27 protein-coding genes and 1 riboswitch are annotated in these 26591 nt (G+C 67.7%); of the genes, 14 read left to right on the top strand and 13 right to left on the bottom strand.

Annotation, left to right across the window (positions count from 1 at the left end):
- Positions 1 to 40 precede the first annotated feature (40 nt).
- The gene (locus AXYL_RS31005) at positions 41 to 346 is read left to right on the top strand and encodes a copper-binding protein (protein WP_041656766.1); all 306 of its coding nucleotides are present in this window, start codon (positions 41 to 43) and stop codon (positions 344 to 346) included.
- A gap of 154 nt (positions 347 to 500) precedes the next feature.
- Here AXYL_RS31005 and hslU read toward each other — a convergent pair whose 3' ends face one another.
- From hslU to AXYL_RS30980, 5 genes are all read right to left on the bottom strand, one after another.
- A complete protein-coding gene (gene hslU, locus AXYL_RS31000; protein WP_013396838.1) occupies positions 501 to 1835 on the bottom strand; it encodes an ATP-dependent protease ATPase subunit HslU in 1335 nt (444 codons plus the stop codon).
- A 73-nt stretch (positions 1836 to 1908) separates the two neighbouring features.
- Entirely contained in the window at positions 1909 to 2448 is a 540-nt protein-coding gene (gene hslV / locus AXYL_RS30995) for an ATP-dependent protease subunit HslV (protein ID WP_013396837.1), read from the bottom strand.
- Positions 2449 to 2597: 149 nt separating this feature from the next.
- Positions 2598 to 3062 (bottom strand): RNA polymerase-binding protein DksA, encoded by a 465-nt coding sequence (gene dksA / locus AXYL_RS30990; RefSeq protein ID WP_006389752.1) that lies wholly within the window; start codon positions 3060 to 3062, stop codon positions 2598 to 2600.
- Between the two features lie 126 nt (positions 3063 to 3188).
- Positions 3189 to 4307, bottom strand: coding sequence for a CobW family GTP-binding protein (locus AXYL_RS30985; RefSeq protein ID WP_013396836.1), 1119 nt, complete (start codon positions 4305 to 4307; stop codon positions 3189 to 3191).
- Positions 4308 to 4695: 388 nt separating this feature from the next.
- Positions 4696 to 5202, bottom strand: coding sequence for a Fur family transcriptional regulator (locus AXYL_RS30980; RefSeq protein WP_013396835.1), 507 nt, complete (start codon positions 5200 to 5202; stop codon positions 4696 to 4698).
- 331 nt (positions 5203 to 5533) lie between these two features.
- Between AXYL_RS30980 and AXYL_RS30975 the strand changes: the two genes are divergently transcribed.
- The 5 genes from AXYL_RS30975 to AXYL_RS30955 are packed head-to-tail and all read left to right on the top strand — an operon-like array spanning position 5534 to position 9830.
- On the top strand, positions 5534 to 6253 hold the full coding sequence (locus tag AXYL_RS30975; protein ID WP_041654531.1) for a metal ABC transporter ATP-binding protein: 720 nt from the start codon (positions 5534 to 5536) through the stop codon (positions 6251 to 6253).
- Positions 6250 to 7116 (top strand): metal ABC transporter permease, encoded by an 867-nt coding sequence (locus AXYL_RS30970; protein ID WP_013396833.1) that lies wholly within the window; start codon positions 6250 to 6252, stop codon positions 7114 to 7116. Before AXYL_RS30975 ends, AXYL_RS30970 begins: the two co-directional genes overlap by 4 nt.
- A gap of 22 nt (positions 7117 to 7138) precedes the next feature.
- Positions 7139 to 8122: a metal ABC transporter solute-binding protein, Zn/Mn family gene (locus tag AXYL_RS30965; protein ID WP_013396832.1), complete on the top strand. Its 984-nt coding sequence runs from the start codon at positions 7139 to 7141 to the stop codon at positions 8120 to 8122.
- Complete coding sequence (locus tag AXYL_RS30960; RefSeq protein ID WP_041654528.1) at positions 8083 to 8766, top strand: DUF1007 family protein; 684 nt, start codon at positions 8083 to 8085, stop codon at positions 8764 to 8766. The genes AXYL_RS30965 and AXYL_RS30960 overlap by 40 nt, the downstream gene beginning before the upstream one ends.
- A 17-nt stretch (positions 8767 to 8783) precedes the next feature.
- On the top strand, positions 8784 to 9830 hold the full coding sequence (locus tag AXYL_RS30955) for a nickel/cobalt transporter (protein WP_041656762.1): 1047 nt from the start codon (positions 8784 to 8786) through the stop codon (positions 9828 to 9830).
- A gap of 57 nt (positions 9831 to 9887) precedes the next feature.
- Here AXYL_RS30955 and xerC read toward each other — a convergent pair whose 3' ends face one another.
- From xerC to AXYL_RS30930, 5 genes are read right to left on the bottom strand one after another with little or no spacing between them, the layout of a single operon-like run.
- Positions 9888 to 10883: a tyrosine recombinase XerC gene (xerC, locus tag AXYL_RS30950; RefSeq protein ID WP_013396829.1), complete on the bottom strand. Its 996-nt coding sequence runs from the start codon at positions 10881 to 10883 to the stop codon at positions 9888 to 9890.
- A 20-nt stretch (positions 10884 to 10903) separates the two neighbouring features.
- Entirely contained in the window at positions 10904 to 11581 is a 678-nt protein-coding gene (locus AXYL_RS30945; RefSeq protein WP_013396828.1) for a DUF484 family protein, read from the bottom strand.
- A 3-nt stretch (positions 11582 to 11584) separates the two neighbouring features.
- On the bottom strand, positions 11585 to 12496 hold the full coding sequence (gene dapF, locus AXYL_RS30940) for a diaminopimelate epimerase (RefSeq protein ID WP_013396827.1): 912 nt from the start codon (positions 12494 to 12496) through the stop codon (positions 11585 to 11587).
- A gap of 30 nt (positions 12497 to 12526) precedes the next feature.
- Positions 12527 to 13417: a lysophospholipid acyltransferase family protein gene (locus AXYL_RS30935; RefSeq protein WP_013396826.1), complete on the bottom strand. Its 891-nt coding sequence runs from the start codon at positions 13415 to 13417 to the stop codon at positions 12527 to 12529.
- A 36-nt stretch (positions 13418 to 13453) separates the two neighbouring features.
- Positions 13454 to 14320: a lysophospholipid acyltransferase family protein gene (locus tag AXYL_RS30930; protein WP_013396825.1), complete on the bottom strand. Its 867-nt coding sequence runs from the start codon at positions 14318 to 14320 to the stop codon at positions 13454 to 13456.
- A 277-nt stretch (positions 14321 to 14597) separates the two neighbouring features.
- Between AXYL_RS30930 and metK the strand changes: the two genes are divergently transcribed.
- Positions 14598 to 15761 carry a methionine adenosyltransferase gene (metK, locus tag AXYL_RS30925; RefSeq protein WP_013396824.1) on the top strand — a complete coding sequence of 388 codons (1164 nt, stop codon included), beginning with the start codon at positions 14598 to 14600 and terminating at the stop codon, positions 15759 to 15761.
- Positions 15762 to 15822: 61 nt separating this feature from the next.
- Here the strand turns inward: metK and AXYL_RS30920 are convergent, their stop codons facing one another.
- Together AXYL_RS30920 and AXYL_RS30915 are read right to left on the bottom strand one after the other, a co-directional pair.
- Positions 15823 to 17250 (bottom strand): amidase, encoded by a 1428-nt coding sequence (locus tag AXYL_RS30920; RefSeq protein WP_013396823.1) that lies wholly within the window; start codon positions 17248 to 17250, stop codon positions 15823 to 15825.
- Between the two features lie 81 nt (positions 17251 to 17331).
- On the bottom strand, positions 17332 to 18648 hold the full coding sequence (locus AXYL_RS30915; RefSeq protein WP_013396822.1) for an MFS transporter: 1317 nt from the start codon (positions 18646 to 18648) through the stop codon (positions 17332 to 17334).
- A gap of 81 nt (positions 18649 to 18729) precedes the next feature.
- Here AXYL_RS30915 and AXYL_RS30910 point away from each other — a divergent pair, with 81 nt between their 5' ends.
- Positions 18730 to 19734 (top strand): Lrp/AsnC family transcriptional regulator, encoded by a 1005-nt coding sequence (locus tag AXYL_RS30910; protein ID WP_013396821.1) that lies wholly within the window; start codon positions 18730 to 18732, stop codon positions 19732 to 19734.
- A gap of 49 nt (positions 19735 to 19783) precedes the next feature.
- On the opposite strand, the gene AXYL_RS30905 is transcribed toward AXYL_RS30910, so the two are convergent.
- The gene (locus AXYL_RS30905) at positions 19784 to 20707 is read right to left on the bottom strand and encodes a LysR family transcriptional regulator (RefSeq protein WP_013396820.1); all 924 of its coding nucleotides are present in this window, start codon (positions 20705 to 20707) and stop codon (positions 19784 to 19786) included.
- Positions 20708 to 20833: 126 nt separating this feature from the next.
- Here AXYL_RS30905 and AXYL_RS30900 point away from each other — a divergent pair, with 126 nt between their 5' ends.
- The 6 genes from AXYL_RS30900 to AXYL_RS30875 all read left to right on the top strand — a co-directional run bounded on the left by AXYL_RS30900 (position 20834) and on the right by AXYL_RS30875 (position 26338).
- Complete coding sequence (locus tag AXYL_RS30900; protein WP_013396819.1) at positions 20834 to 21811, top strand: tripartite tricarboxylate transporter substrate binding protein; 978 nt, start codon at positions 20834 to 20836, stop codon at positions 21809 to 21811.
- A 36-nt stretch (positions 21812 to 21847) separates the two neighbouring features.
- Entirely contained in the window at positions 21848 to 23269 is a 1422-nt protein-coding gene (gene leuC, locus AXYL_RS30895; protein WP_013396818.1) for a 3-isopropylmalate dehydratase large subunit, read from the top strand.
- Positions 23266 to 23913: a 3-isopropylmalate dehydratase small subunit gene (leuD, locus tag AXYL_RS30890; protein ID WP_013396817.1), complete on the top strand. Its 648-nt coding sequence runs from the start codon at positions 23266 to 23268 to the stop codon at positions 23911 to 23913. Before leuC ends, leuD begins: the two co-directional genes overlap by 4 nt.
- Positions 23910 to 24797, top strand: a complete 888-nt coding sequence (locus tag AXYL_RS30885; protein ID WP_013396816.1) for an alpha/beta fold hydrolase — start codon at positions 23910 to 23912, stop codon at positions 24795 to 24797. The genes leuD and AXYL_RS30885 overlap by 4 nt, the downstream gene beginning before the upstream one ends.
- Positions 24798 to 24916: 119 nt before the next feature.
- Positions 24917 to 25153 carry a DUF1289 domain-containing protein gene (locus AXYL_RS30880; RefSeq protein WP_013396815.1) on the top strand — a complete coding sequence of 79 codons (237 nt, stop codon included), beginning with the start codon at positions 24917 to 24919 and terminating at the stop codon, positions 25151 to 25153.
- A 78-nt stretch (positions 25154 to 25231) separates the two neighbouring features.
- Complete coding sequence (locus tag AXYL_RS30875; RefSeq protein ID WP_013396814.1) at positions 25232 to 26338, top strand: glycosyltransferase family 4 protein; 1107 nt, start codon at positions 25232 to 25234, stop codon at positions 26336 to 26338.
- 35 nt (positions 26339 to 26373) lie between these two features.
- Positions 26374 to 26508, top strand: a riboswitch (S-adenosyl-L-homocysteine riboswitch).
- The last annotated feature ends 83 nt before the right edge of the window (positions 26509 to 26591 follow it).

Genomic DNA, 26591 nt, shown 5'->3' with positions numbered 1-26591 from the left:
CGCCGGTCTCGCGCTGCCCCTGCAATCGGAGGATATCTGCATGATTTTTGACCGCAAGTATGCAATGCCCATGGCTGCCGCCGCGGCGGTGGCCGTCGTCACGCTGGCCGCGCCGTTGGCGTTCGCGCAGCAGGCCGACGCCAGCGGGGAAGTGCGGCGGGTGGATCCGGCCGCCGGCAAGGTCACGATCAAGCACGACGCCATCAAGCCGCTGGACCTGCCCGCCATGACGCTGGTCTATGAGGCGGATCCGGCGCTGCTGGCCAAGATCAAGGCGGGCGACAAGGTGCGCTTCACGGCGGTCCGCAAGGACGGCAAGTACATCGTGACCGCGATTACCAACTAGCCGCCATCAGGCCGGGTACGCAAGTCCACACATTGCGCGGGCTTGCAGCACCCAGGACGCGCGCTTGTCCTGGGCACTCCAGCAGTAAAAAAACGCCGTCCGCTGCCCTGAGGCTGCGGACGGCGTTTTGCCGGGGGCGCTGCGCGCCCGCGGTTTACAGCACGTAGCGCGCCAGGTCCTGGCTGCTGGCGGCTTCCGCCAGTTGCGCGTTGACGTAGGCAGCGTCAATCTTCACGTTCTTGTCGCTGCTGGCGGTGGCGTCGAACGACAGCTCGTCCAGCAGCTTCTCCATCACCGTGTACAGGCGGCGGGCGCCGATGTTCTCGGTGGTTTCGTTGACCTCGAAGGCCAGCTCGGCCAGGCGGCGCACGCCTTCTTCCGTGAACTCCAGCTGCAGGTCCTCGGTGGCCATCAGCGCGGTGTACTGCTTGGTCAGCGACGCGTCCGTGTCGGACAGGATGCGCACGAAGTCCTCGGCGGTCAGCGATTCCAGTTCGACGCGGATCGGGAAGCGGCCCTGCAGTTCAGGGATCAGGTCCGAGGGGCGCGACAGGTGGAAGGCGCCGGACGCGATGAACAGGATGTGGTCGGTGCGGACCATGCCGTAGCGCGTGTTGACGGTGGTGCCTTCGACCAGCGGCAGCAGGTCGCGCTGCACGCCTTGGCGCGAGACGTCCGCGCCGCCGGATTCCTGGCGGGCCGCGATCTTGTCGATTTCGTCCAGGAAGACGATGCCGTTCTGCTCGACGTTGTTGATCGCCACGGTGCGCAGGTCTTCTTCGTTGACGCGCTTGGCGGCTTCTTCGTCGACGATCAGCTTGAAGGCTTCGCGCACCTTCATCTTCTTGGGCTTTTTCTTGTCGCGGGCCATGCCGGCGAACATGCCGCGCAGCTGTTCGGCCATTTCTTCCATGCCGGGGGGCGTCATGACGTCCATCTGCGGCGCGGCCTGGGCGACTTCGATCTCGATTTCGAGGTCGTCGATCTTGCCTTCGCGCAGGCGCTTGCGGAAGGTCTGGCGGGCGCTGTTGTCCTCGCCGCGTTCCGGTTCGCCGGAAGCGCCGCGCGGGGGCGGCACCAGGGCGTCCAGGATGCGGTCTTCGGCGGCATCTTCAGCCTGGGTGCGCACGCGGCGCATTTCCAGCTCGCGCGTCTGCTTGATCGAATATTCGGTCAGGTCGCGGATGATGGTGTCGACGTCGCGGCCCACGTAGCCCACTTCGGTGAACTTGGTGGCTTCGATCTTGATGAAGGGCGCGTTGGCCAGCTTGGCCAGGCGGCGCGCGATCTCGGTCTTGCCCACGCCGGTGGGGCCGATCATGAGGATGTTCTTGGGGTGGATTTCGTGGCGCAGGGGTTCGGCGACCTGCTGGCGGCGCCAGCGGTTGCGCAGCGCCACGGCCACGGCGCGCTTGGCGCGGTTCTGGCCGACGATGTACTTGTCGAGTTCGGAGACGATCTCTCCGGGCGTCATGTTGGATGCGGACATGAGGGCGGATCCTTGAAGCTAGGGCGGGCTGGGGTGGCGGCCGCGGCGCGCTGGGCGCGCCGCGTGGCGGGCGTCAGTCGCCCAGCGTTTCGATGACGTGGTTCTGGTTGGTGTAGATGCAGAGGTCGCCGGCGATTTCCAGCGATTGCTTGACGACGGCCTCGGGCGAAAGTTCGGTGTTGCGCAGCAGCGCCAGCGCGGCCGATTGGGCGTAGGCGCCGCCAGAGCCGATGGCCGCCAGGCCGTGTTCCGGTTCGAGCACGTCGCCGTTGCCGGTCAGCACCAGCGTGTGCTCGGCATCGGCCACGATCAGCATGGCTTCCAGGCGGCGCAGGACGCGGTCGGTGCGCCAGTCGCGAGTCAGTTCGACCGCGGCGCGCATCAGGTTCCCCTGGTGCTTTTCCAGCTTGGCCTCGAAGCGTTCCTGCAGGGTGAACGCGTCGGCGGTGGCGCCGGCAAAGCCGGCCAGAATCTTGTCGTGGTACAGGCGGCGGATCTTGCGGGCGGTGCCCTTGATGACGATGTTGCCCAGGGTGACCTGGCCATCGCCGCCCAGTGCGACGCGGTTGCCGCGGCGCACGCACACGATGGTGGTGGCGTGAAATTGTTCCATGCGTTCCTTCCTATGAAGGGATTAGCTGGGGGCGGTTGCGGGGAAATCAAGGCAGAACGCTTGCGTCCCCGTTGAAGGGCGGCCAAAGAAAAAAGGCCATGCTGGAAACCAGCATAGCCTTTCAGCGTAGGGGCTGAATACGGGACGGATCAGTCGCCGTAGAGCTTCTGGCGCATCTCGCGGCGTTCCTGCGCTTCGAGCGACAGGGTGGCCGTGGGGCGGGCCAGCAGGCGCGGGATGCCGATGGGTTCACCGGTTTCCTCACACCAGCCGTATTCGCCGCTGTCGATGCGGGCGATGGACTGTTGCACCTTCTTCAGCAGCTTGCGCTCGCGGTCGCGGGTGCGCAGCTCCAGGGCGTGTTCTTCCTCGATCGTGGCGCGGTCGGCGGGATCGGGCACGAACTGCGTTTCACGCAGGTGCTCGGTGGTTTCGCCGGCGTTGGCCAGGATGTCCTGCTCGAGTTGTTTGAGCCGTTCCTTGAAGAACGCCAGTTGGCGTTCGTTCATATAGTCGGACTCGGGCATGGCCAGCAATTCCTTCTCGCTGGGCAGATCAATCGCCGTATCGCTCGTCGACTTGCTTGATTTCTTGGTTGCTGCCTTGGTAGCCATGAAAACACTCCACTATGAATCGATCCTGGCGCGGGCGTCCATTCCCGGTCCGTATTACTTGTTGCCTACGCTATTCGTACCTCACAGTACTGCCTTCGTCGCATCACGTCACGTCAGGAAGGGGGATTACCCCGCCAGGCACTGCTCCAAGCCCCGGGTGAAAATCTCCTGGGGCAGCTTACGGCCGATGAAAACCATCTTGGTGGACGGTTTTTCGGCTGCGGTCCACGGCTTGCCGGGTTCGGCGCCCATCATCATGTGCACACCCTGGAACAACATGCGGCGGTTGATGCCCTTCATGTACAGGATGCCCTTGTAGCGCATCAGGTCGGGACCATAGACCTGCACCACGCCGCCCAGGAATTCCTCAAGGCGCGCGGGATCGAACGGCTTGTTGGAACGGAACACGAACGCGCCGATTTCGTCGTCGTGCTGGTGATGGTGATGATGGTGGGCATGATTGCAATGCGCCCCGCAGTCGCCTTCGTGATCATGGTCGTGATCGTGGCCGTGGTCATGTCCATGATCGTGGTCATGGACATGGTCGTGGGCGGCGTCGGGGTGCTCATCGGCCAGGAATTGCGGGTCGATGTCCAGAATGGAATTCAGGTTGAAGCCGCTGATGTCGATGATGGACTTCAGGTCGACTTCGCCGAAGTTGACCGGCGTGATCGGCGCGCGCGGGTTCATGTGAACCAGGCGGTGGCGCAGCGCTTCGTAGTCGACTTCGTTGACCAGGTCGCGCTTCGAGATCAGGATGCGGTCGGCGAAACCGACCTGCTTCTGGGCTTCGGGCTGGGCGTCGAGGGTGGCCATGCCATGCTTGGCGTCGACCACCGTGACCACCGCGTCCAGGCGGTAGTACTCAGCGATGTCGTCATCCATGAAGAACGTCTGGCACACGGGGCCAGGGTTGGCCATGCCGGTCGTTTCGAGGATGACGCGTTCGAAATTTAGTTCGCCGGCTTCGCGCTTGGCGCGCAGCTCGGACAGGGTGCGCATCAGGTCGCCGCGCACCGTGCAGCAGACGCAGCCGTTGGACAGTTCGATGATTTCTTCGTTGCTGTCCTGCACCAGCAGGTCGTTGTCGATGCTTTCCGGCCCGAACTCGTTTTCGATGACCGCGACGCGGCGGCCATGGTATTCGGTCAGGATGCGTTTGAGCAGGGTGGTCTTGCCCGCACCGAGAAAGCCGGTGAGGATGGTGACGGGAACCATTTTGTCCAAACTGCGCGGGGTGTTCATGGCGAAGCTGCTAGCGTGAAGTCAAGGCGTTAAACAGGAACTCTCGGCGGGGATCGCAACCCTGTCTTGGAACGCCGTCTTGCGACGCTTGAACGGGGTTTCCCAGTCTTTGCCGGAGGATGTTTGCCGCAGGCTGCATGGGTCGCCTGCAGCGGCCGGACGCAGGATTACAGCACAGTCGGGGGCAGGGGGCAAACCCAGGGTCAACCCTGGGGCCGTAGCCATCCAGATGGCGTCCGTACGCCCTCAAGTATCGGGCGATACCACTATTTGGGGGCGGTTTGCCGGATTTCAAGAGCGCGATGCGCGCATCTGGATGAAGGGCCGCGCCGCAGGCTTGCGCCCGATGGCGGAGAGCCGGGGGCGGGCTGCCCGCCGGCACTAGTTCTTAATGATGGTGATGGCCGTGGCCGGCATCTGCGGCGGGTTGCTTCTGCTGGCACTGGGGGCACAGCGCGCGGATTTCGGTTTCGTGCGTGGCCAGGGCATAGCCGGTCTGGGCGACGCGTTCGGCCAGTTGGCGGCTCATGGCGGGGTCGGATACTTCCGCGACCGCGCCGCAGCCCGTACAGACCACCAGCAGGTCATGGGGCGCGCCGCCCGCGTCGTGGCAGGCGCTCCAGGCGTTGACCGCGTCTAGGCGGTGGATCAGGCCCTCGTCCATCAGGAAGTCCAGTGCGCGGTACACGGTCGGGGGCGCGGCGCCCGGATGCACGGCGCGCATCGCGTCCAGCAACTCATAGGCCTTCAGACTGCGGCCGTGGCGCAGCAGCAGTTCCAGCACCTTGCGGCGGATAGGAGTAAGGCGGCGCCCGCGCTGCTCGCACAGCGCTTCGGCGACGCTGAGCTGGGCGCCGACGGTATCGCTGCGAGGGGTGCGGGGCGGTGCGGACATGGCTGACTTTATCTCTATGGAAAACGCGCGCGATGCGCGCGAGATGCCTGGAAGGTAGCAGAAAACATCCAGATGCGGGCGAACGCGGGGGAATCAAGCCTTTTAGTTATGATATAACATAATAAAACTTGGCCGCAGCCGCTATCTGTCTCCGCATTCTTTCCATGTCCCATTTCACGCTTTTGCCCCGGACGCCTGCAACCGCGCGCCGGCAAAACCTCCCGCCGCGTTCCGCCTTCCTCGTTTCCGCCTGGCGCCGCATGGCCGCCGCCCTGGCCGCGGCCGCCGTCCTGTGGGCCCTGACCGGCTGGGCGCTGGACTGGTGGCCGCGATGAACGCGCCGGTCACGATCGAACTGGCCGACGCTTCCTTCGGCTGGCATGGACATGCCGCGCTCAAATCGGTGTCGGGGCGTTTCGCCGCCGGCGGCATGACCGCCGTGGTGGGGCCGAATGGCGCCGGCAAGTCCACCCTGATCAAAGGCATCATGGGCGTGCTGCGTCCCATGGCTGGCAGCGTGCGGATCAGCGGCGCGGGCCGGTCGGAATTGGCCTGGCTGCCCCAGGCCGCCGAGCTGGACCGATCGTTTCCGGTGTCGGTGCTGGACCTGGTGGCCATGGGCGCCTGGAGGCGCGTGGGCGGATGGCGCCGGTATGCGAACGAGGAGCTGGACCGTTGCATGGACGCGCTGGAAACCGTGGGCATGGCCGACGCGGCCGGACGCGGCGTGGACGCGCTGTCGGGCGGACAGATGCAGCGCGCGCTGTTTGCGCGGATGCTGGTGCAGGATGCGCCCGTGCTGCTGCTGGACGAACCCTTCTCCGCGGTGGACAGCCACACGGCGGACGACCTGATGGCCTTGCTTTGCGGCCTGCACGGCCAGGGCCGCACCGTGATCGCGGTGCTGCACGACCTGGATCTGGTGCGCGACCATTTTCCCGAATGCCTGTTGCTGTCCGGATCGGTCGTGGCCTGGGGCGACACCGAGAACGCTTTGGACGACGCGCACCTGAAGCGGGCGCGGCAATGGCACGCGGAGAGCCGCGCATGAGCCTGGCGCAATGGGTGCTGTCGCCCTTCCTGGACTACGGCTTCATGCGGCGCGCGCTGGCCGGCGCCTGCGCCCTGTCGCTGGGCGCCGCGCCGCTGGGCGTGTTCCTGGTGCTGCGGCGCATGAGCCTGATGGGCGACGCCATGTCGCACGCCATCCTGCCCGGGGTGGCGGCGGGCTTTCTGCTGGCCGGCCTGTCGCTGGGGGCGATGATGCTGGGCGGCATCGCCACGGGACTGGCCGTGGCCTTGCTGGCGGGGCTGGTGGCGCGCCTTACGCCGTTGCGCGAAGACGCCAGCTTCGCGGCGTTTTACCTGATATCGCTTGGGCTGGGCGTGCTGCTGGTGTCGCTGCGCGGCTCCAACATGGATCTGCTGCATGTGCTGTTCGGCACGGTGCTGGGGCTGGACGACGCGGCGCTGCTGCTGGTCACCGCCACGGCCAGCGCGACCTTGCTGGCGCTGGCCGCGATCTACCGGCTGCTGGTGGCCGAATGCCTGGACCCTGGCTTCCTGCGCGCCAGCGGCGGCGCCGGGGGCTGGGTCCACATGGGCTTCCTGGTGCTGGTGGTGGTGAACCTGGTGGCGGGCTTTCAGGTGCTGGGCACGCTCATGGTGGTCGGCATCATGATGCTGCCCGCCGCCGCCGCGCGCTTCTGGGTCCGCTCGGCCGCCCGCCAGATTCCGCTGGCCGCGGGCCTGGGCGTGGCGGCTTCGACGGCTGGCCTGCTCATTTCGTACCACTTCAACGTGCCGGCCTCGCCCGCCATCATTCTGGCGGCGGGCGCCTGCTATCTGTTTTCCATCGTGGGCGGCCCGCAAGGCGGGCTGCTGCCGGCGCGGCGCCGCATGCGCCGGGTCTGATTCATCCAACAGGAGATACGCCATGCGTTTCAATTCCCTGGCGCGCCGCCGCGCGCTGCTGGCCATGGCAGGCCTGTGCCTGTCGGCGTGGTTCGGAACCGCGCAGGCCGCCGAGTCGCTGAAGGTCGTCGCCAGTTTTTCCATCCTGGGCGACATCGTGCGGGAAGTGGGCGGAGACGACGTCAGCGTCGCTACGCTGGTGGGGCCGGACGGTGACGCGCACGAGTACGAGCCGACGCCGGGCGACGCCAAGAAGCTGGCCGCGGCACGCGTGCTGTTCGTCAACGGCCTGGACTTCGAGACCTGGATGCCGCGCCTGGCGAAGGCGTCGGGTTTTGCCAGCGCCACCGTGGTCGCCTCGCAGGGCGTGAAGCCGCGCAAGTTCGCGGGCGGCGGGCACGATGATGACGACCACGACCACGACCACGACCACGACCACGACCACGACCACGACCATGGCCATGGCCACCAGCATGGCGATGCAGATCCGCATGCATGGCAGAACCTGGCCAACGGCGCCATCTATGCGCGCAACGTCGCGGAGGGACTGGCAGCCGCGGATCCCGCGCGGGCGGACGCCTATCGTCAGCGTGCGCGGGCCTATGCCGCGCGCTTGCAGGCGCTGGACGCCCAGGTCCGCAAGACCTTCGCCGCGATCCCGGCCGAGCGCCGCAAGATCGTGACCTCGCACGATGCCTTCGGCTATTTCGGCGATGCCTACGGCGTGGCGTTCATCCCCGCCATGGGCGTGTCCACGGATGCGGAACCCGCGGCCGGCGAGGTGGCGCGCATCATCGAACAGGTCAAGCGCGAGCGCGTGCCGGCGGTGTTCGTGGAGAACATCAGCAGCCCCCGGCTGGTCCAGCAGATCTCCCGCGAAACCGGCGCCAAGGTGGGTGGTACGCTTTATTCCGACGCCCTGTCCAAGCCCGGACAGCCCGGCGCCACCTACCTGGAAATGTTTGAATGGAACGCACGTCAGCTCGCCGCGGCCATGCAGCCCTGACCGCGGCAGCAATGCTGCTGGCGGCCGGCGCCGCCAGCGCGCACCCGCATATGTGGATCGATGCCCGCGCGGCAATCGATATCGATGGACAGCAGCGCATCACGGCGGTGCGGCAAGTCTGGCGGTTTGACGAGATGTTCGGCGCCTACGCCACGCAGGGATTGAAGAAGGGCAAGGACGGTTCGCTGTCGCCCGAGATCCTGCAGGGTATGGCGCGGGATTGGATGCAGGCGCTGGGCGAGCCTATCTCGCATTACTTCACGCGCGTCACCGTGGATGGCAAGACGGCGGCCTTCGCAGCCCCGCAGGACGCGCGCGTCGACTGGAATCCGAAGACGACGCGGCTGACGCTGTCCTTCACCTTGCCGCTGGCCACGCCGGTGGCGCCGGGCGTCGGCGGCGCGCAGGTGGACATCTACGATCCCACCTATTTCGTGGCCTACGCCTTCGATGAAAACGGCGCGGTTTCGCTCGGCGGGCAGGATGCCAAAGCCTGCACCTCAGCCTACCGCAAGCCCAAGGAACTGGATTGGAAAACCATGCAGCAACTGGCCGCGATCCCGGCCGACCCGGACGCCTTGCCGGACGAGCTTTTCGCCATCACCAAGGGGCTGACGCATCGTATCGAAGTGCGGTGCGAGTAGCGCTCGCGTTGTTGGCCGTGCTGTTGTTGGGCGCAGCCGGTGCGGTCGCGGCGCAGGGCGCGCACCCCTTCGGCGTGCCTGAGAGCGGCGCGGGCATGGGCGGGCCGGGCTGGCTGGCCGGTTTCTTCGGCCAGGTGTCCGTCTGGCAAAGCCATTTCTACCGGCAGCTGACGGGCGCGGTGCGCGCCTGGCAGGCGGACGGCGGCGCGGCCTGGGCCTTGATCGGGCTGTCGTTCGCCTACGGCGTGTTCCATGCGCTGGGGCCGGGGCATGGCAAGGCGGTGATCTCTTCCTATGTGCTGGCCAACCGCCAGACCGCGCGCAACGGCGCGCTGCTGGCGCTGGCGTCCGCGCTGATCCAGGCGCTGGTGGCGATTGTGCTGGTGGCAGTGCTGGCGCTGATCTTCAACGCTACCGCCGCAACGATGAACAACGCGACGCGCTGGCTGGAGCTAGGCTCCTATGCGCTGGTGGCATTGCTGGGTGCGTGGCTGGTGTGGGTCAAGGCGATCATTCCGTTGCTGCGGTCCCGCGCGCGGCGCGCATCCGGGGATTCCATGCATGAGCACGAGCACTACAACAGCCAGGCCCGCAGTCGCGGGCAGGGCCGGCAGCATTTGTTGCAGCATGCTCACACTCACGCCCCTGTCCATCACCACCACGATCACCATCACGACCACGATTGCGGCTGCGGTCACGCGCATGTGCCCGCACCCGAACAGGTGTCAGGTCCGCTGAACTGGCGCCGCGCGGGAACGGCGATCCTGGCCGTGGGCCTGCGCCCCTGCAGCGGCGCGCTGATCGTGCTGGTGTTCGCCCTGGCGCAGGGCTTCTTCCTGGCCGGCGTGGCCTCGGCCCTGGCGATGGGCCTGGGCACTGGGTTGACGGTGGCGGCGCTGGCCTGCCTGGCGGTCGCGGCCGGCGGCGCGGCCACGCGTATCGGCAGCCGGCTGTCCGGCGCGGGGGCGGCGCGCCTGCGTTACGGCGTGGAAGCGTTGGCTGCTTTGGCGGTGCTGTTGCTGGGTGTGATGCTGCTGGGCGGTGTGATCGCCGGAGGCGGTTAAGGCCAGCGCTATGAGCGTGCGGCGCCGCTCACGTCTGACGAAGCGGACCCGAGACGTTCAGGATTTACGCCCGGCGCGAGGATGCGCCTGGTCGTAGGCGCGGGCCAGATGCTGGAAATCCAGCCGCGTGTAGATCTGGGTGGTGGAGATGTTGGCGTGGCCCAGCATTTCCTGCACGGCGCGCAGGTCCTGCGCGGACTGCAGCACATGGCTGGCGAAGCTGTGGCGCAGCACGTGCGGATGCACATGCGTGGGCACGCCGGCCTGTTGCGCGATGCGCGCCAGCTGTAGCTGCACCACGCGCGGCGAGATGCGGCGTCCGCGTGCGCCCAGGAACAGCGCGGCCGCGTCCTCGGGCTGCGCGGTGAATGGCGTGAGCTGCGGGCGCACCGCGATCCATTTGCGCAGGGCCTCCAGGGCGGCCTGGCCCACGGGCACCGAGCGGCGCTTGCCGCCCTTGCCCAGCACGATGACCTCGGCCTCTTCCAGGCTCAGCCAGCCGCGCGATTCATAGTTGCCGGAACGTTCGTAGCGCAGGTCCAACCCCACCAGCTCCGACAGCCGCAGACCGCTGGAATAGAGCAGTTCGAGCATGGCCTGATCGCGCAGCGCGGCGGGTTCGGTCGCGACTTGCGCGGGCGCGCGGTCCAGCAGGGCCTGGGTCTGTTCAACGGACAAGGCCTTGGGCAGGCCGCGCGGCGCCTTGGGGGCGCGCACGCCCGCCACGGGATTGCCTGCGAGTTCGATGGCCGGGGCCCACCATTGATAGAAGCCGCGCCAGGCCGCCAAGGTGCGCGCCAGGCTACGCGGCCCGCGCCCCTGGGCATGCAGGCGCGCCACGAACTGGCGGATGTGGCCGTTGCCGATCTTGTCCAGCGGCAGCTTGGCGTGGTCGGCAAGCTCGCGCAGGAAATGCAGTTCGCGGCGGTAGCCGTCCAGCGTATGGGGCGAATAGCGCCGGTTGGTTTCCAGATGGCGCAGCCAGGCGCTCATCGCGTCCGGCAGGGGAGTTTCGGGCGGGGCCGTGTCCTGCGCTTGCGTGGTTTTCGGCATGGCGTCCGCCCGTGTCGCCGCTAGGCCTTGGGTGAGGCCGGATTCAGGCGATGCAGCGCCGCCGAAGCCAGCTGGCTGATGGATTCCAGGAAGGTCGTGCCCATTTCGGGCGTGAAGCGTTCGGCGTCGTCCGAGCCCAGCACCAGCAGGCCGACGGCAGGGCCGTCTGCTTCCAGGCGCAGCGGCACCAGCGCCAGCGACTTGGGCTTGGCGTCCAGCCAGCCGGCCGCTTCGAACTCGGTGTCGGTGCCGCAGTAGGGCGTCTTCAGACTGTCGGTAAAGGCGCGCACGTCCTGGGTGACGGGCTCGCCGTAACCGGCGGCGGGCAATTCGGACAGGTCCCACAGGCGCAGCGCCACGTGGTTCAGCTCGAATTGTTCGGCCAGCCCCAGGGCGATTTCGCCCGGCACATGCTGCGGATCGCATTCGGACAGCAGGCGGCAGCACCATTTGGCCACGTGCGTGCCGATGCTTTCATTGGCGCTGGCGTTGCGCACCAGCTCGTTCAAGCGCCATTCGAGTTCACGGTTGCGCTCGCGCAGGGTCAGGATCTGGCGTTCGCCCAGCGAAATGGCGCGCGAGCCGTGCGGGTGCGGCACCTGCAGCGTGGCGAAGACATCTGCGTGATCGTCGAAGAACCCAGGATTGTCTTGCAGGAAAGCAGCGATGTCCTGGGCGGTAATAGCGGTATCAGTCATGGCTTATCGGTTCAGTCCCATGGAGAAGACGAGCTTGTCGATGTCGACCTGCCCCGTGAAGACGGACTCGGCAGGGCCCGTCATGCGCAGTTGCTCGCCGTTCCAGGCGACGGTCAGCACGCCGCCGCGCGCTTGCACGCGCACCGGCGAGTCCAACAGGCCGCGGCGGATGCCGGCCGCGACGGCGGCGCAGGCGCCGGTGCCGCAGGCCAGCGTTTCGCCGGCGCCGCGTTCGAACACGCGCAGGCGGATGTTGTTGCGGTCCACGATCTGCATGAAGCCGGCGTTGACGCGGCGCGGGAAGCGCGGATGGGTTTCGATCAACGGCCCGAGGATGGCTACGGGCGCGGTGTCGACGTCGTCCACGACCTGCACGGCGTGCGGGTTGGAAATCGCCACGGCGGACAGCGCGACCGTGCGCGGCAGCCCCGCGGGCGCGTCCAGCTCCAGTTCCCACAGCGTGTCCTGTCCTTGGACGCGCGAGGCCAGGCCGGCGGTGTCGAAGGGCAGGGCGGAGGGTTCGAAGCGCGTGCTGCCCATGTCGACGGTGACTTGCTCGTCGTCGCCCTGGTCCAGCACCAGGATGCCGGTGGCGATCTCGGCGCGCAGCGGGTTGCGGTCGGACAGGCCCTGCTCATGCACGAAGCGCACGAAGCAGCGCGCGCCGTTGCCGCAGTGCTCAACTTCGCTGCCGTCGGAATTGAAAATGCGATAGCGGAAATCGGCGTCGGGCCGCGTCGCGCGCTCGACCAGGAGGATCTGGTCGGCGCCGATGCCGAAATGCCGGTCGCCCAAGGCGCGGGCGCGCTCGGGCGTCATGTCGATGGTCTGGCGGACCCCGTCGAGCACGACGAAATCATTGCCCGCGCCATGCATTTTGGTGAAGTTCCAGTTCATCACCGGATTATCGCCCATATTGGGGCGCGAGCGGCGCGGGCCGCGGACTCAGTAGAGTTTGGGCTCGCCCGGCGGACGCGTCTTGAAGCGCCGGTGGACCCAGTAGTACTGGCTGGGGCAGCGGCGGACCCAGGATTCCAACTCGCGGTTCAGGCGGGCGGTGGCATCTTCCAGCGAATCAGTTCCCGGAAAGTCGGCCAGCTGGGGCAGAACTTCGATGTGATAGCGGCCGGTATCCGGATTCCAGAAGCCCAGGACCGGCAGTACCGCCGCATCCCATTTCTTGGCCAGTTGGGCGGTTGCCAGCAGAGTGGCCGCCTGGATGCCGAAGAAGGGCACGAATACCGAGCCCTGGCGGCCGAAATCCATATCGGGCAGGTAATAGACAGGGCGGGGCGCGCGCAGATGGCGGATCAGTTCACGCACGCCGTCCTTGCGGCTGACCAGGTAAGCCTCATTGAAACGAGCCCGTCCGGCGGCCATGACGGCGTCGATGTTGGGGTCGCTTTGCGGGGTATACATGGTGGCGGCGCTGGGGATATCCATCGTCAGCCGGGTGCCGCCCGCGTCCATGGCGATGAAATGGGGCGCCAGCAGGATCACCGACCGGCCTTGGGCGATCAGCGCGTTGACTTCGTCCACGCCGCTGAGCGTCACCATCTCCCTGACAGCCTCGGGCGTGCCGTACCAGAGCACGCCGCGGTCGACGATGGATTGCGCCAGCGCGCGGAAGTGGTCTGCGACCCACTGTTCGCGGACCTGTTCGGGCTGCTCGGGAAAGCACAGCTCAAGATTGCGGCGCACGATGCGCGCGCGCGATTTGACCAGCCGTGGCGCCAGCCAGCCCAGGCCCGCGCCGATGCGCAGCCGCGTCGATGGCTTGATGCGGGCGAACCATTTCAACAGGGATACCAGCGCGCGCGTTTTGAAATTAGTCATAGGGTAAGGAAAGTGGAGCGGACGGGGCGCGGCGGTTCAGTTGGCCGGGGATGCAGTGTCGGCGGCAGGTGCCGGCGGTGCGCCGCGCGGCGTCTTGTAGCGGTTGTAGCTCCAGAGGTATTGCTCCGGGCAGCGGCGGATCAGCGTTTCCATGGCGGCGTTGAGCAGCGCGGCTTGCGCTTCGGCGTCGGCAGGCAGCGGCTCGGGCACGCGCACGTAATGGATGCGCCAGCCCCGGCCCCCCGGCAGCCGTTCGCCCGCGGTCAGGATGATGGGTACGTTCGTCTGCGTGGCCAGCTTGCCCGGCAGCGTCATGGTGTAGGCCATGCGCCCGAAGAACGGGGCCCAGACGCCGTCGCCCACGCTGGGCGCCTGGTCGGGCAGCATGCCCACGGACTCGCCGCGGCGCAGGGCGCGCACGAACTCGCGCACCCCTTGCATATTGGCCGGCACGGCATTGACGGCCGAAGTGTTGCGAGCGGTTTCCAGCAGCGGCGCCAGGATGTCCTTGCGCGGCGGGCGGAACATGACCGTCATGGGCATCTGGCGGGCCAGGTAACGGGCCGTGATCTCGAAGCAGCCCAGGTGCGGCGTCAGGAACAGAATGCCGCGGTTTTCCGCGCGGGCCGCGCTGACCACGTCGTTGTCGTCCGAGATCACCTGGGCCAGGCTTTGTTCATTGCGGAACCAGACCCGCGGGCTTTCCAGGATCATGGCGCCGATTTCGCCCGCGGCGTGGCGCGCGAAGGCCGGGTCGGGGTAGCCGGCCTGGACCGCGTTGGCTTGCAGGCGCTGCCGGTATTTGCCTGGCCAGGCGTAGATCGCGCGCCCGGCGAGGCGCCCCGCGGCGTGCGCGACGGACAGGGGCAGGGCGGCGAATAATCTGAACAGGAAGAGCAGCATGCGGCAGGAAAGTGGGACGGGCGGGAAGTGCGCCTGGGGCAGGGGGAATATGCTTAGACCCCTGGCTTTGGCGGCAGAACCGCATTTTCGCTTAAAATAGCGCAGTCGCCGAGTTAACCGACAACTTGCGGGGCGACGGCAAGGGTGTAGCGCTTTGCGCGCCTTTTGCCAAATCCGCTAAAGCGTCGCGCCCAGATTTGCGTATGTCATGCGGTCGGGGGTGCAACGCGCCTCGTGAACCTATGCGCCGGCTAAGCCGGCCACCAAGGACGCATCTGTGGCCAATAACGACTTTCTCTTTACTTCCGAATCCGTCTCCGAAGGGCATCCCGACAAGGTTGCCGACCAGATATCCGACTCGATCCTGGACGCGATCTTCACGCAGGACCCGAATGCGCGAGTCGCAGCCGAGACGCTCTGCAACACCGGCCTGGTAGTGCTGGCCGGCGAGATCACCACCACCGCCAACGTCGACTATATCCAGGTCGCGCGCGATACGATCCGCCGCATCGGCTACGACAATACCGAATACGGTATCGACTACAAGGGCTGCGCGGTGCTGGTCGCCTACGACAAGCAGTCGCCGGACATCGCCCAGGGCGTGGACCGCAGCTCCGAGGACTACCTGAACCAGGGCGCGGGCGACCAAGGCCTGATGTTCGGCTATGCCTGCGACGAAACGCCTGACCTGATGCCCGCCCCGATCTGGTACGCGCACCGCCTGGTGCAGCGCCAGAGCGAGCTGCGCAAGGACGGCCGCCTGCCGTGGCTGCGTCCCGACGCCAAGTCGCAAGTGACGTTCCGCTACATCGACGGCCGCCCGGCGGAAGTCGACACCGTGGTGCTGTCGACCCAGCACGCGCCGGAAGTCTCGCAAGAGACCATCCGCGAAGCGGTGATCGAAGACATCATCAAGCCCAGCTTCCCGGAAGGCCTGATCACGCCGCAGACGAAGTTCCTGGTCAACCCGACCGGCCGCTTCGTCATCGGCGGCCCGCAAGGCGATTGCGGCCTGACCGGCCGCAAGATCATCGTCGACACCTACGGTGGCGCTTGCCCGCACGGCGGCGGCGCGTTCTCGGGCAAGGATCCGTCCAAGGTCGACCGTTCGGCCGCCTACGCCGCCCGCTACGTGGCCAAGAACATCGTGGCCGCCGGCCTGGCGCGCCAGTGCCAGGTGCAGGTCAGCTACGCCATCGGCGTGGCCGAGCCCATCAACATCACCGTGTACACGGAAGGCACCGGCGTCATCCCCGACGACCAGATCGCCAAGCTGGTGCGCGAGCACTTCGACCTGCGTCCGAAGGGCATCGTCAACATGCTGGATCTGCTGCGCCCGATCTATGCCAAGACCGCCGCCTATGGTCACTTCGGCCGCTCCGAGCCGGAATTCTCGTGGGAAGCCACGGACAAGGTGCAGGATCTGAAGAAGGCCGTGTAAGCCTTTCTGATTCTGTAAGCACAGCCCCCGCACTGCGGGGGCTTTTTCTTGCGTGCGGGGTTTACAGACCCCAGGTTGACAGGTTGGGCCGGCGCGGCGCCGGGTCCAGCACCGGCTCCAGCGCTGCAGCGCAGTCCAGCAGTGCGGCGTCGCCGCCCGCGGACGCCAGCAGTTGCACCGCCATGGGCATGCCCTCGGTATCAAAGCCCGCCGGCAGCGAGATGGCGGCCGCGCCCAGGAAGTTGGCGGGACGCAGCAGCTTGCCCAGGCCGGCGTGTCGTGTGTCGTCAGCGTCCAGCGCTTGCGCGGCCTGGTCGCAGGCGGGCATCAGCAGGGCGTCCAGGCCCTGCATGGCCTGCGCGAACGCGGCCATGTCGGCGGCGCGGCGTTGCAGTGCGGCTTCGTAGTCGGCCTGCGTGATGCGGCCGCCGGACGCGATGCGCTTGCGCACCACTTCCCACAGCGGCGTGGCCGGGTCTTCTGCCAGCGCGCCGTAATAGCGGTAAGCCTCGTACGCCAGCACCACGGAGTTGTCGTCGGCCATGCGGGCGAACGACAGGGCCGCGGGCGGATGCCAGGGAGTAGGCGTGTAGCCGGCCTGCGCCAGGTTTTCCTCGGCCTCGCGCCAGGCCCGCAGGCCGGCGTCTGCCAAGGGGGCGGGCCAGGCTTCGGGGGCCAGCACCGCTACCGGGCCCGGGCCGCGCGCGGCAGGCTGGCGCAAGGCCGCGATGGCGCTTGCGGGATAGTCCAGCGTGGCCGGGTCGCCGATGTCGGGGCCGGCCAGCAGTTTCGTCAGCAGGCGGGCGTCGGCCACATTGCGCGTGATCGGACCCAGCACGTCCAGGGTGTCAGACAGCGGCAGACAGCCGTCGCGGCTGATCACGCCGGTGGACGGCTTGAAGCCGACCAGGCCGTTCAGCGCCGCCGGCGCGCGCACCGAGCCGCCGGTGTCGCCGCCCAGCGCCAGTGGCGCCAGGCCTGCGGCCACGGCCACGCCCGCGCCGCTGGACGAGCCGCCCGGCGCGCGCGCCGTCTGCGCGTCCCAAGGGTTGCGCGCCGTGCCTTGCGTGGGGTTCTGGCCCGACAGTCCAAAGGCGAACTCGGTCATGCGTGTTTTGCCCAGCACCACCATGCCCTGCGCGGCCAGCTTTTGCAGCGGGGCTGCCGTGGCGTCGCTGATGCGCCCCTGCAGGGCGAGTGACCCCAGGCAGACGCTCACACCCTCCCATTGCACGCTGTCCTTCACCGCCACCGGCACGCCATGCAAGGGACCCAGCAGCATGCCCGCCGCGAGCAGGCGGTCGGCGGCGTCGGCCTGGGCCAGCGCGCGCTCGGCCGTGACTTCGCTGTAGGCGGCGAGCGCGGGGGCGCGCTCGATGCGGTCCAGGAAGTGGGTGGTGACCTGGCGCGAACTCAGTTCGCGCCGACGGATGGCGCCGGCCAGGGCCTGGGCGTCTTGGAAGTGCAGGGCGGTGTCTTGTGCTGGCATGGGTCTCATCGGAAAAGAAAAAGCTTTCCGGTCCTGCGGGAACCGGAAAGCGCTAGTGCGTGACGCTTGTTCTTTATTGGCTTACTTCAGGCTCTGGCCCTTGGTTTCCGGCATGCGGATGAAAGTAATCAGCGTGATCACGGCGCCCGCCAGCACGTAGTAGAAGAACCAGCGCTCCATGCCCTTGCTTTGCAGCCAGGTCAGCAGATAGGGCGTGGTGCCTCCCAGCAGCGCCACGACCAGGTTGTACGGCGTGCCGATACCGACGGCGCGCACGCTGGTGGGGAACTGCTCGGACATGATGGCCGGCGCGATCGAGGTGTACATGGCGTACAGCACCAGGCCGAACAGTTCCACCGCCAGGATCGAACCGAACGAGGGGCCCAGCGTGGTCATCAGCGGATAGAAGAACACCAGGTAGCCGGCGGCGAAGAAGATCAACTGCGGCTTGCGGCCGATGCGGTCGGACAGGATGCCGAACAGCGGCTGCACCAGCATGAACACGATCAGCGCGACGGTGTTGGCGGCGAACGCGGTCTTCGGGTCGGCGTGCACCTGGCGGATGGCGTAGGTGGGCACATAGGCCACGAAGATGTAGAACGCGAACGTGGTCAGGATGGAAAAGCCCACGATGCGCAGCACTTCGCGCGGATGGTCGCGCAGCAAGGTGCGCAGCGGCTGCTTTTCGACGCCGGCCTTCTTGGCGTGCGAGAACGCCTCGGTTTCCGGGATCGAGCGGCGGATCCACATGCCGGCCAGGCCGCCCAGCGCGCCCAGGAAGAACGGAATGCGCCAGCCCCAGGCGGCCATCTCGGCCTTGGTCAAGGTCGAGGTCAGCACCCAGCCGATGGCGGACGCGGCCAGGATGCCCACGGCGGCGCTGAAGAACACGAAGCTGGAATAGAAGCCGCGCTTGTTGGGCGGCGCCATTTCCGCCAGGAAAGTCGTGGCCGAGGCATACTCCCCGCCCAGCGACAGGCCTTGCAGCAGGCGCGCGGCGGTCAGCAGCAGCGGAGCGGCCAGGCCGATGGCGGCATAGGTGGGGGTGACGGCGATGATCAGCGAGCCGCCGGCCATCATCAGGATGGTCAGGCCCAGCGCGGCCTTGCGGCCATAGCGGTCGGAGAAAATGCCCAGCAGCCAGCCGCCCACCGGACGCATGAAGAAGCCCACGGCGAAAATGCCGAATGTGGCCAGCAGGGCCGTGGTTTCGTTGCCTTCGGGGAAGAACTGGCTGGAAAAGAAAATGGCGAAGGACGCGTAGATGGTCCAGTCGAACCATTCGACGGCATTGCCTACACTACCGGCCAGAATGGTGCGCGCGCGGGAGACGGGCGCGGGGCCGGCCGAGGCGGCTGCCCCCTGCGGCTTGCGCAGGGGCGCTGATGTGCTGCTCATGAAAACCTCAAATAAGAATTTATTTTTGGTCAAAAAGACCGTTTAATTTTATGTTTTTATCAATGAGCGAACGTTAATTTAATGAATATGGACACGTCAAGTAAGGGTAAGCCCCTAGCTCCGGGGCTGGACGACACCGATCTCGCCTGCCTGATCGCGCTGCAGGCGGACCCGCGCGCGTCCTGGCGCGAGCTGGGCGCGGCGACCGGCATCGCCGAGCGCACCGTCGCGCGCCGCCTCAAGCGCCTGATGGATGCCGACGCCTTGCGTGTCATCGCCGAACCCGATCCGCTGGCCACCGGCCGCGGCGTGGTGCTGCATGCCTGGGTGCGCTGCCGTTCGGGTCGCGTGCCGGAGGTGGCGGACCAGCTGGCGCGGCTGGATATCAGCCAGCTGGTGGTCACGCTGGCCGGCTCGGCCGACCTGATGGCCGAGCTGACCCTGGCGGACGCCGCCGACATGCCGGACGTGGTGACGCGCGTGCTGCCGTCCATCGATGGGGTGGAGCACGTGGAAGCGCGGCTGGTGCTGCGGCCGTTCCGGCGCGCCGGCCAGTGGCGCATCCAGGCTCAGGCGGATGGCGCCGCCGCCGAGCCCACGCTGTCGCAGCCGCCCGCAGCCCTGACCGACGCTGAACAGCGCATGGTGGCCTACCTGATGCGCGATGGCCGCGCCAGCCTGGCGGAATTGGCCGAGCATGCAGGCGTCAGCGAGCCCACCGCGCAGCGCCTGCTGCACAACATGGTGGAGCGCCGCGCGCTGAGCTTCCGCGTGGAAGTGGAGCCGGCGCTGGTTGGCTTCCCGGTGGAGGCGGTGATTTCCGTGCAGGTGCGCCCGCAAGCCGTGGACGCGCTGGCCGCGCACCTGGCGCTGGATCCCAACACCCGTTGCCTGTTCGGCACCAGCGGTGCGTCGCAGCTGTTCTGGCACGTGTTGTGCCGCGACAGCCTGCATCTGTGGGATGTGGTGACGCGCCGCCTGGGCGAGCTGGACGGCGTGCTGAACAGCGAAGTCGGCGTGGTGATGCGGGCACACAAGCGCTGCGGCATTGTCCGCGCTGGCGCGCGGCTGGGGGCGGACGTTTAGCGGCGCCATCCCGGTCCCGGCCGCCGCGGGACAGGACGCGAGCGCCTGTTCACCAGACCGCGGCGTCCGAACCCGGCGCGCGCAGATGCCGGGCGAAGCGCTGCGACAGGAACTCCACGAACGCGATGGTCTTGGCGGGCAGGTTCAGGCGTTCGGGGTAGAGCGCGTGGATGTCGGCGGGCGGCGTGCGCCAGTCGGCCAGCACCACGCGCAAGCGGCCGGCGCGCAGATGGTCCGCAGTTTCCCATTCCGAGCGCATCACGATGCCGTGACCGTCCAGCGCCCATTCCAGGGCGCTCTGGCCGTCATTGGAACTGAGCGGCCCGCGCACCTTCACGGTCTCTGCGCGCAGGCCGGATTCCAGGCGCCAGGTGCCATAGGCCACGTCGTTCTCGCGCACCACGATGCAGCGATGGCGTTGCAGGTCGCCCGGCGCGCGCGGTTCGCCATGCGTTTCCAGGTAGCGCGGCGAGGCGCATAGCAGCCGGCGGTTGGAGGCGATCTTGCGCGCGGTCAGGCGCGCGTCGGGCAGGTCGCCAAAGCGCACCGCCACGTCGAAGCCTTCCTCGATCAGGTTCAGCGGCCTGTCGGTCAGGCGCATCTGCACCTCCACTTCCGGGTACTGGCGAGCGAAGTCCGACACGGCGGGCACGATGTGGGCGCGGCCGAAGCCGAAGGTCGCGTTCAGCCGCAGCAGCCCTTGGGGCCGGGCGCGGGCGCTCGACACGGAACGTTCCAGCGCTTCCAGGTCCGTCAGGATGCGGCCGCCTTCGGCCAGATAAAGCTCGCCTTCCTGCGTGACGCTGACCCGGCGGGTGGTGCGGTTCAGCAGCCGCACGCCCAGGCGCTGTTCCAGCTTGGCCAGGCGCGTGCTGACCGCGGGCGGAGTCAGGCCCAGTTCGCGGGCGGCGGCGGACAGATTGCCGTGCTTGACCACCAGCGAAAAGAAGGCAAGGTCGGAGAGGGCGTCCATGGGCTTATTTATAAACTGAATTTAATAAAGCTTTATTCGGATCATTAATTATAAGAACGAGACCGGCTTATACACTGGGCTCACCACTACAGAGCCGCCTGGCGCGGCCAAACGAGGAGACCAGGAATGAAGATCAACATAGCGGCCGGCGCCTTGTGCGCGGCCATCGCCGCATCCTGTTGGACCCCGCCGGCCGCCGCCGACGCCTTTCCCCAGCGCGCCGTGACGCTCATCGTGCCATTCGCGCCCGGTGGCAGCGTGGACATCGCCGCGCGCCTGATCTCCGACGCCTGGGGGCGTGCGTTGGGGCAGAGCGTGGTGGTGGAGAACCGCGCGGGCGCCTCCGGCAATATCGGCATGGCCGCGGTGGCGCGCGCCGAGCCCAACGGCTACACGCTGGCCGTCAACACCATGTCGCTGGCCATCAACCCGGCGCTGTTCCAGAGCATGCCCTTCGACACGCGGAAGGACCTGCGTTCGGTCGGCACCATAGGGACTTCGCAGCACGTGCTGACGGTGACCAACACGCTGCCGGTGGCCAACGTGAGCGAGTTGCTGGCCTATGTGCGCGAGCGGCCCGCCAACGATCTGAGCTTCGGTTCGGCGGGCACCGGCAGCACCTTCCACATGGCTGCGGAACTGTTCAAGTCGGTCTCGAAGACGCAGATCCTGCATGTGCCCTACAAGGGCGGCGGCCCGGCCATGGTGGACACCATCAGCGGCCAGGTGCAGATGAGTTTCCCGGTGCTGTCCGCGGCCAAGCCGCAGGTCGACGGCAAGAAGCTCAAGGCGCTGGGCGTGACCGGTACCAAGCGTTCGCCGCTCTTGCCCGACGTGCCCACCATCGCTGAATCCGGCCTGCCCGGCTACGAGTTCAACACCTGGTTCGTCATCAGCGCGCCCGCGGGTACGCCGCAAGCCGTGATCGATACCTTGAACGCCAAGCTGGAACAGGCTTTGCGTTCGCCGGAGCTGGCGCAACGCATGGGCCGCGAGGGCTTTGATCCGCTGATTTCCTCGCCCGCCAAGACCGACGCCATGGTGGCCGCCGAGATGACGCGCTGGGCCGGCATCGTCAAGGACGCCGGCATCCAGGCCAACTGATCGGGCCGCAAGACCCAACTACGAAGGACGCAAGACATGCCCGGCATGACGCTGTACGACAAACTGGTGGCCAGCCATGAGGTGGCCCGGATCGACGCGGAGCACATCCTGCTCTACGTCGACCTGCACATCATGAACGAGTACACCAGCCCGCAGGCCTTCAGCGGCCTGGCCGCGCGCGGCCGCGGCGTGCTGCGTCCCGGGCAGCAGATGGCGGTGGTGGACCACATCATTCCCACGCATCCGGTGCCGTCGGCGCTGCGCGTGATCGCCGACGATGCCTCGTCGCGCCAGGCGCTCAACCTCAAGCGCAATTGCGACGAACAGGGCATTGCGTTGTTCGACACCACCGACCCGCTGCAAGGTATCGAACATGTGATCGCGCCCGAGCACGGCATGATCCTGCCGGGCATGGTGGTGCTGTGCGGCGACAGCCACACCACCACCTACGGCGCGTTGGGCGCGCTGGGTTTCGGCATCGGCACATCCGAAGTCGAACACGTGCTGGCCACGCAGACGCTGGCGTACCGCGTGGCGCGCAACATGCGCATCCGCGTCGACGGCGCGCTGCCGGCCGGCGTCACCGCCAAGGACCTGGTGATCTGCATCGTGCATCGCATCGGCGCGCAGGGCGCGCGCGGCCACGCGGTGGAGTTCTGTGGCGAGGCGATAGCCGCGCTGTCCGCCGAGGCTCGCATGACCTTGTGCAACATGACGGTGGAGGCGGGCGCTCGCGCCGCGCTGATCGCGCCGGACGCCATCACCGAGGCCTACGTCGCCGCGCACGCGCCCGAACTGCAAGGCGAAACCTTGGCGCAGGCGCGCGCCTACTGGGCCACGCTGCGCTCGGACGAGGACGCCGCATTCGACGCCGAGCACGCGCTGGATGCCGCCACGATCGCGCCCTTTGTCACCTGGGGCACCAGCCCGGACCAGGCCATGCCGGTGGACGGCGTGGTGCCGGATCCCCAGGCCGAGCCCGACGCGCTGGCGCGCCTGGCGCTGGAAAAAGCCATGGACTACATCGGCCTGACCCCGGGCACGCCGATAGCCGGCCTGCCGATAGACCGCGTGTTCATCGGCTCCTGCACCAACGGGCGTATCGAGGATCTGCGCGCGGCCGCCGCCGTGGTGCGCGGCCGCAAGGTGGCCGCGGGGGTGCGGGCCATGGTGGTGCCCGGATCGGGCGCGGTGCGCGCGCAGGCCGAAGCCGAGGGCATCGCCGCGCAATTGATCGAGGCCGGCTTCGAATGGCGCCAGCCCGGCTGTTCCATGTGCCTGGCCATGAACGACGACGTGCTCAGCCCTGGCGAGCGCTGCGCCTCCACCACCAACCGTAATTTCGAAGGCCGGCAGGGGCGCGCGGGCCGCACGCACCTGATGAGTCCGGCCATGGCCGCCGCCGCCGCGCTGGCCGGCCGCATCGTCGACATTCGCGCCTGGGAGCAACACGCATGACCGCAACCATAGCCGGCGTCGCCGCGCCGCTGCCTTTTTCCAATCTGGACACCGACCAGATCATGCCCAAGCAGTTCCTGCGCATCATCGACAAGGCGGGACTGGACCGGGGCTTGCTGCATGACCTGCGCTTTGACGCCAGCGGCGCGCCCAGGCCCGATTGCGTGCTGAACCAGCCCGCCTATGCCGGCGCGTCCATCGTGGTGGCGGGGCCGAACTTCGGCTGCGGTTCCAGCCGCGAGCATGCGGTGTGGGGTCTGCAGCAATTCGGCATCCGCGCCGTGATCGCGCCCAGCTTCGGCGAGATCTTCTACTTCAATGCGGTCAACAATGGCCTGTTGCTGATCAGCCTGGCGCCGGCCGAGATCGACGCCTTGCTCGCGCGGGTGTCCAATGCGGATACCAACCGTCTCGGCATCGACGTGGCGGCCGGGCGCGTCGTCGCGGCGGACGGCTGGACGGCGGCGTTCACGCTGCCCGAGCGGCATCGCCGCATGTACGTCCAGGGGCAGGACATGGTGGGCGCATCATTGCAGCAGCTGGACGAGGTAGAACGTTTCGAGGCCCGCCATTGGGCGCGGCATCCCTGGATGAAAGACCTGGCGCGCCGCGTGCGCGACCGCCTGGACCGAGAGGCCGTATGACCGCATTTTTCGACCTGCCCGTACGCCGCATCGCCGCCAATGGCATAGAGATCGCCGCGCGTGTCGACGGTTCGGGCCCGCCGCTGCTGTTGCTGCATGGACATCCCCAGACCCACGCCATCTGGCACCGCGTCTGGCCGGAGCTGACCCGCCATCGCACCTGCGTGGCGGCAGACCTGCGCGGCTACGGAGACAGCGACAAACCTGCTGCGTCCGCGGACCATTCGGCGCATTCCAAGCGCGCGATGGCGGCCGACATGATCGGGTTGATGCGCGCCTTGGGTCACGAGCGCTTCGAGGTGCTGGCGCACGATCGCGGCGCGCGGGTGGCGCACCGGCTGGCGCTGGATCATCCCGCCGCCGTCAGCCGCATGATGCTGCTGGACATCGCGCCCACGCTGGACATGTACGAAGGCACCACGCGCGCCTTCGCCCAGGCCTATTTCCACTGGTTCTGGCTGATCCAGCCTGCGCCCCTGCCCGAAACCATGATCGAGCGCGACCCGGTGTTCTACCTGCGTTCCGTGATGGGCGGCCGGCCCGGCGGGCTGGCGCACTTTTCCGCCGAGGCCATGGCCGAATACGAGCGCGCCGCGCGCCTGCCCGGTTGGGCCACGGGCCTCTGCGAGGACTACCGCGCCTCCGCCACGCTGGACCTGGAGCATGACCGCGCCGGCCGGGACGCTGGCGAGCGCCTGAGCATGCCCTTGCGGGCGCTGTGGGGCGAGCGCGGCGCGGTAGGCCGGAATTTCGACGTGCTGGCGCTGTGGCGGACGGTGGCGGAGGACGTGTCCGGCGGTCCGCTGCCGGGCGCGCACTATCTGGCCGAAGAGTGCCCGGACGCCCTGCTGGCGCAGGCGGCGGAGTTTTTCGGCTGGCGCTGACGCGCTCTGCGAGCCTGGTTGCCGGCGCTTAGCACTGCGGGCGCCGACAGATGTTGAAGTCCGGGCAGGACATAGGGCCTTCTAAAAGGGGACGCACTCCGGGTGTTAACCTAGGCCCAATGAATCAGCACCACGTCGACCTCTCCAAAATTCCCGAGCCCGAAGACGCGCAACGCGCCTTCAAAGCCACGGATTCCCCCTGCGTGGCGGTCTGCTCCACCTTGTTTGACGACATCTGCCGCGGCTGCGGCCGCACGGCCATGGAAGTCGCCAACTGGGTCTTCATGACGGAAGAGGAAAAGCGCGAAGTCTGGGTGCGCATCACGGCGCAAGGGTATCCCCGCCGCAACAACTAGCACCCGGCCGCGCAGGCCGTCTTGGGCATGTCATATGGCGCGGGCTAAATCGCGCTATTGCCCACTTCCGGCTCCATCATGCGCATCGTCCTGGTCACGGATGCCTGGCATCCGCAAGTCAATGGCGTCGTCCGCACCTGGACGACCATGCAGCAGATCCTCGGCGAATGGGGCCACGAGCTGATCGTGGTGAACCCGCAGGGCAGCCGCACCGTGCCGGCGCCCTCCGAGCCGGACCTGCGGCTGTGTTTGCAGCCCGGCCGGCAATTGCGCCGCATCCTGGGCGACATCGTGCCCGACGCCCTGCACATCGCCACCGAAGGCCCGCTGGGCCTGGCCGCGCGCCGCATGGCGCTGGCGCGGGGCTGGCGCTTTACGACCTCGTTCCACACCATGTTCCCGGACTACCTGCAGGCGCGCATGGGCATCCCGGCGGCCTTGCCGTGGCGCTATCTGCGCTGGTTCCACCGGCCCTCGCAGCGCGTGCTGGTGCCCACCCCCACGGTGCGCGACGTGCTGGCGCGGCGCGGCCTGGCGAACCTGCAGATCTGGTCGCGCGGCGTGGACCCGCGCAAGTTCCAGCCGGGCGCCGACCAGGCCTTCCCCGATCTGCCCCGTCCCGTATTCCTGAGCGTGGGCCGCGTGGCGCGGGAAAAGAACTTGGACGCCTTCCTGTCGCTGGATCTGCCCGGCAGCAAGGTGGTGGTGGGCGCGGGGCCGGATGAGGCGCGGTTGAAGAAGCGTTTTCCCGGCGCTGTCTTCCTGGGCATGCGGCATGACGAAGCGCTGCCAGCGCTTTATGGATCCGCCGACGTCTTCGTGTTTCCCAGCCTGACGGACACCTTCGGCCTGGTCATGCTGGAGGCCATGGCCTGCGGCACGCCGGTGGCCGCCTTCCGCAGCGAGGCGCCGTTGGCGGTGGTGGCCCAGGGCGTCACCGGATTCCTGGACGAGGACCTGGCCCACGCCTGCCGCGCGGCCCTGTCGCTGGACCGCCACGCGGTGCGTGAACACGCGCTGACGCGCAGTTGGGACTCGGTTGCCTCGACCCTGCTGGCTGCACTGGTGCCCCTGGACGGGAGCGCCCGTGGCGTGGAACACGCAGAGGTATCGTGCGTGCCCGAAGGGGCCGCGCTGGCGAGGCGACCCGGCGGCGAAATGCCCGCCAGGGAGCCAGGGGTTTGATCCCTGGCGCACGGTTCCCGGGTACAATGCCCGGCAATCCTGAGGAGCGTTGCGACGACCCTGCGGTTCCCGCCAGCTTGTACGGCTGCGGAACCAGGCTCGCCAGGCTCAGGAATCCTTGTTCAAGCGGCGCGCTTTGCGCGGCGCTACAGCAACGGCGCTCACCTTTGTCGCATATGGCGGGAAAGGCGAGCACTCGACCATCGTGGTGTCTTCGCGTTGTCCGGCCATATCGTGCGCCGTTCGTATTTCA

Source organism: Achromobacter xylosoxidans A8 (genome assembly GCF_000165835.1).
GTDB classification, from domain to species: Bacteria; Pseudomonadota; Gammaproteobacteria; order Burkholderiales; family Burkholderiaceae_B; genus Achromobacter; species Achromobacter xylosoxidans_B.
The sequence above is the reverse complement of the archived record's forward strand: the minus strand, read 5'-3'. Positions and strand labels throughout refer to the sequence as shown.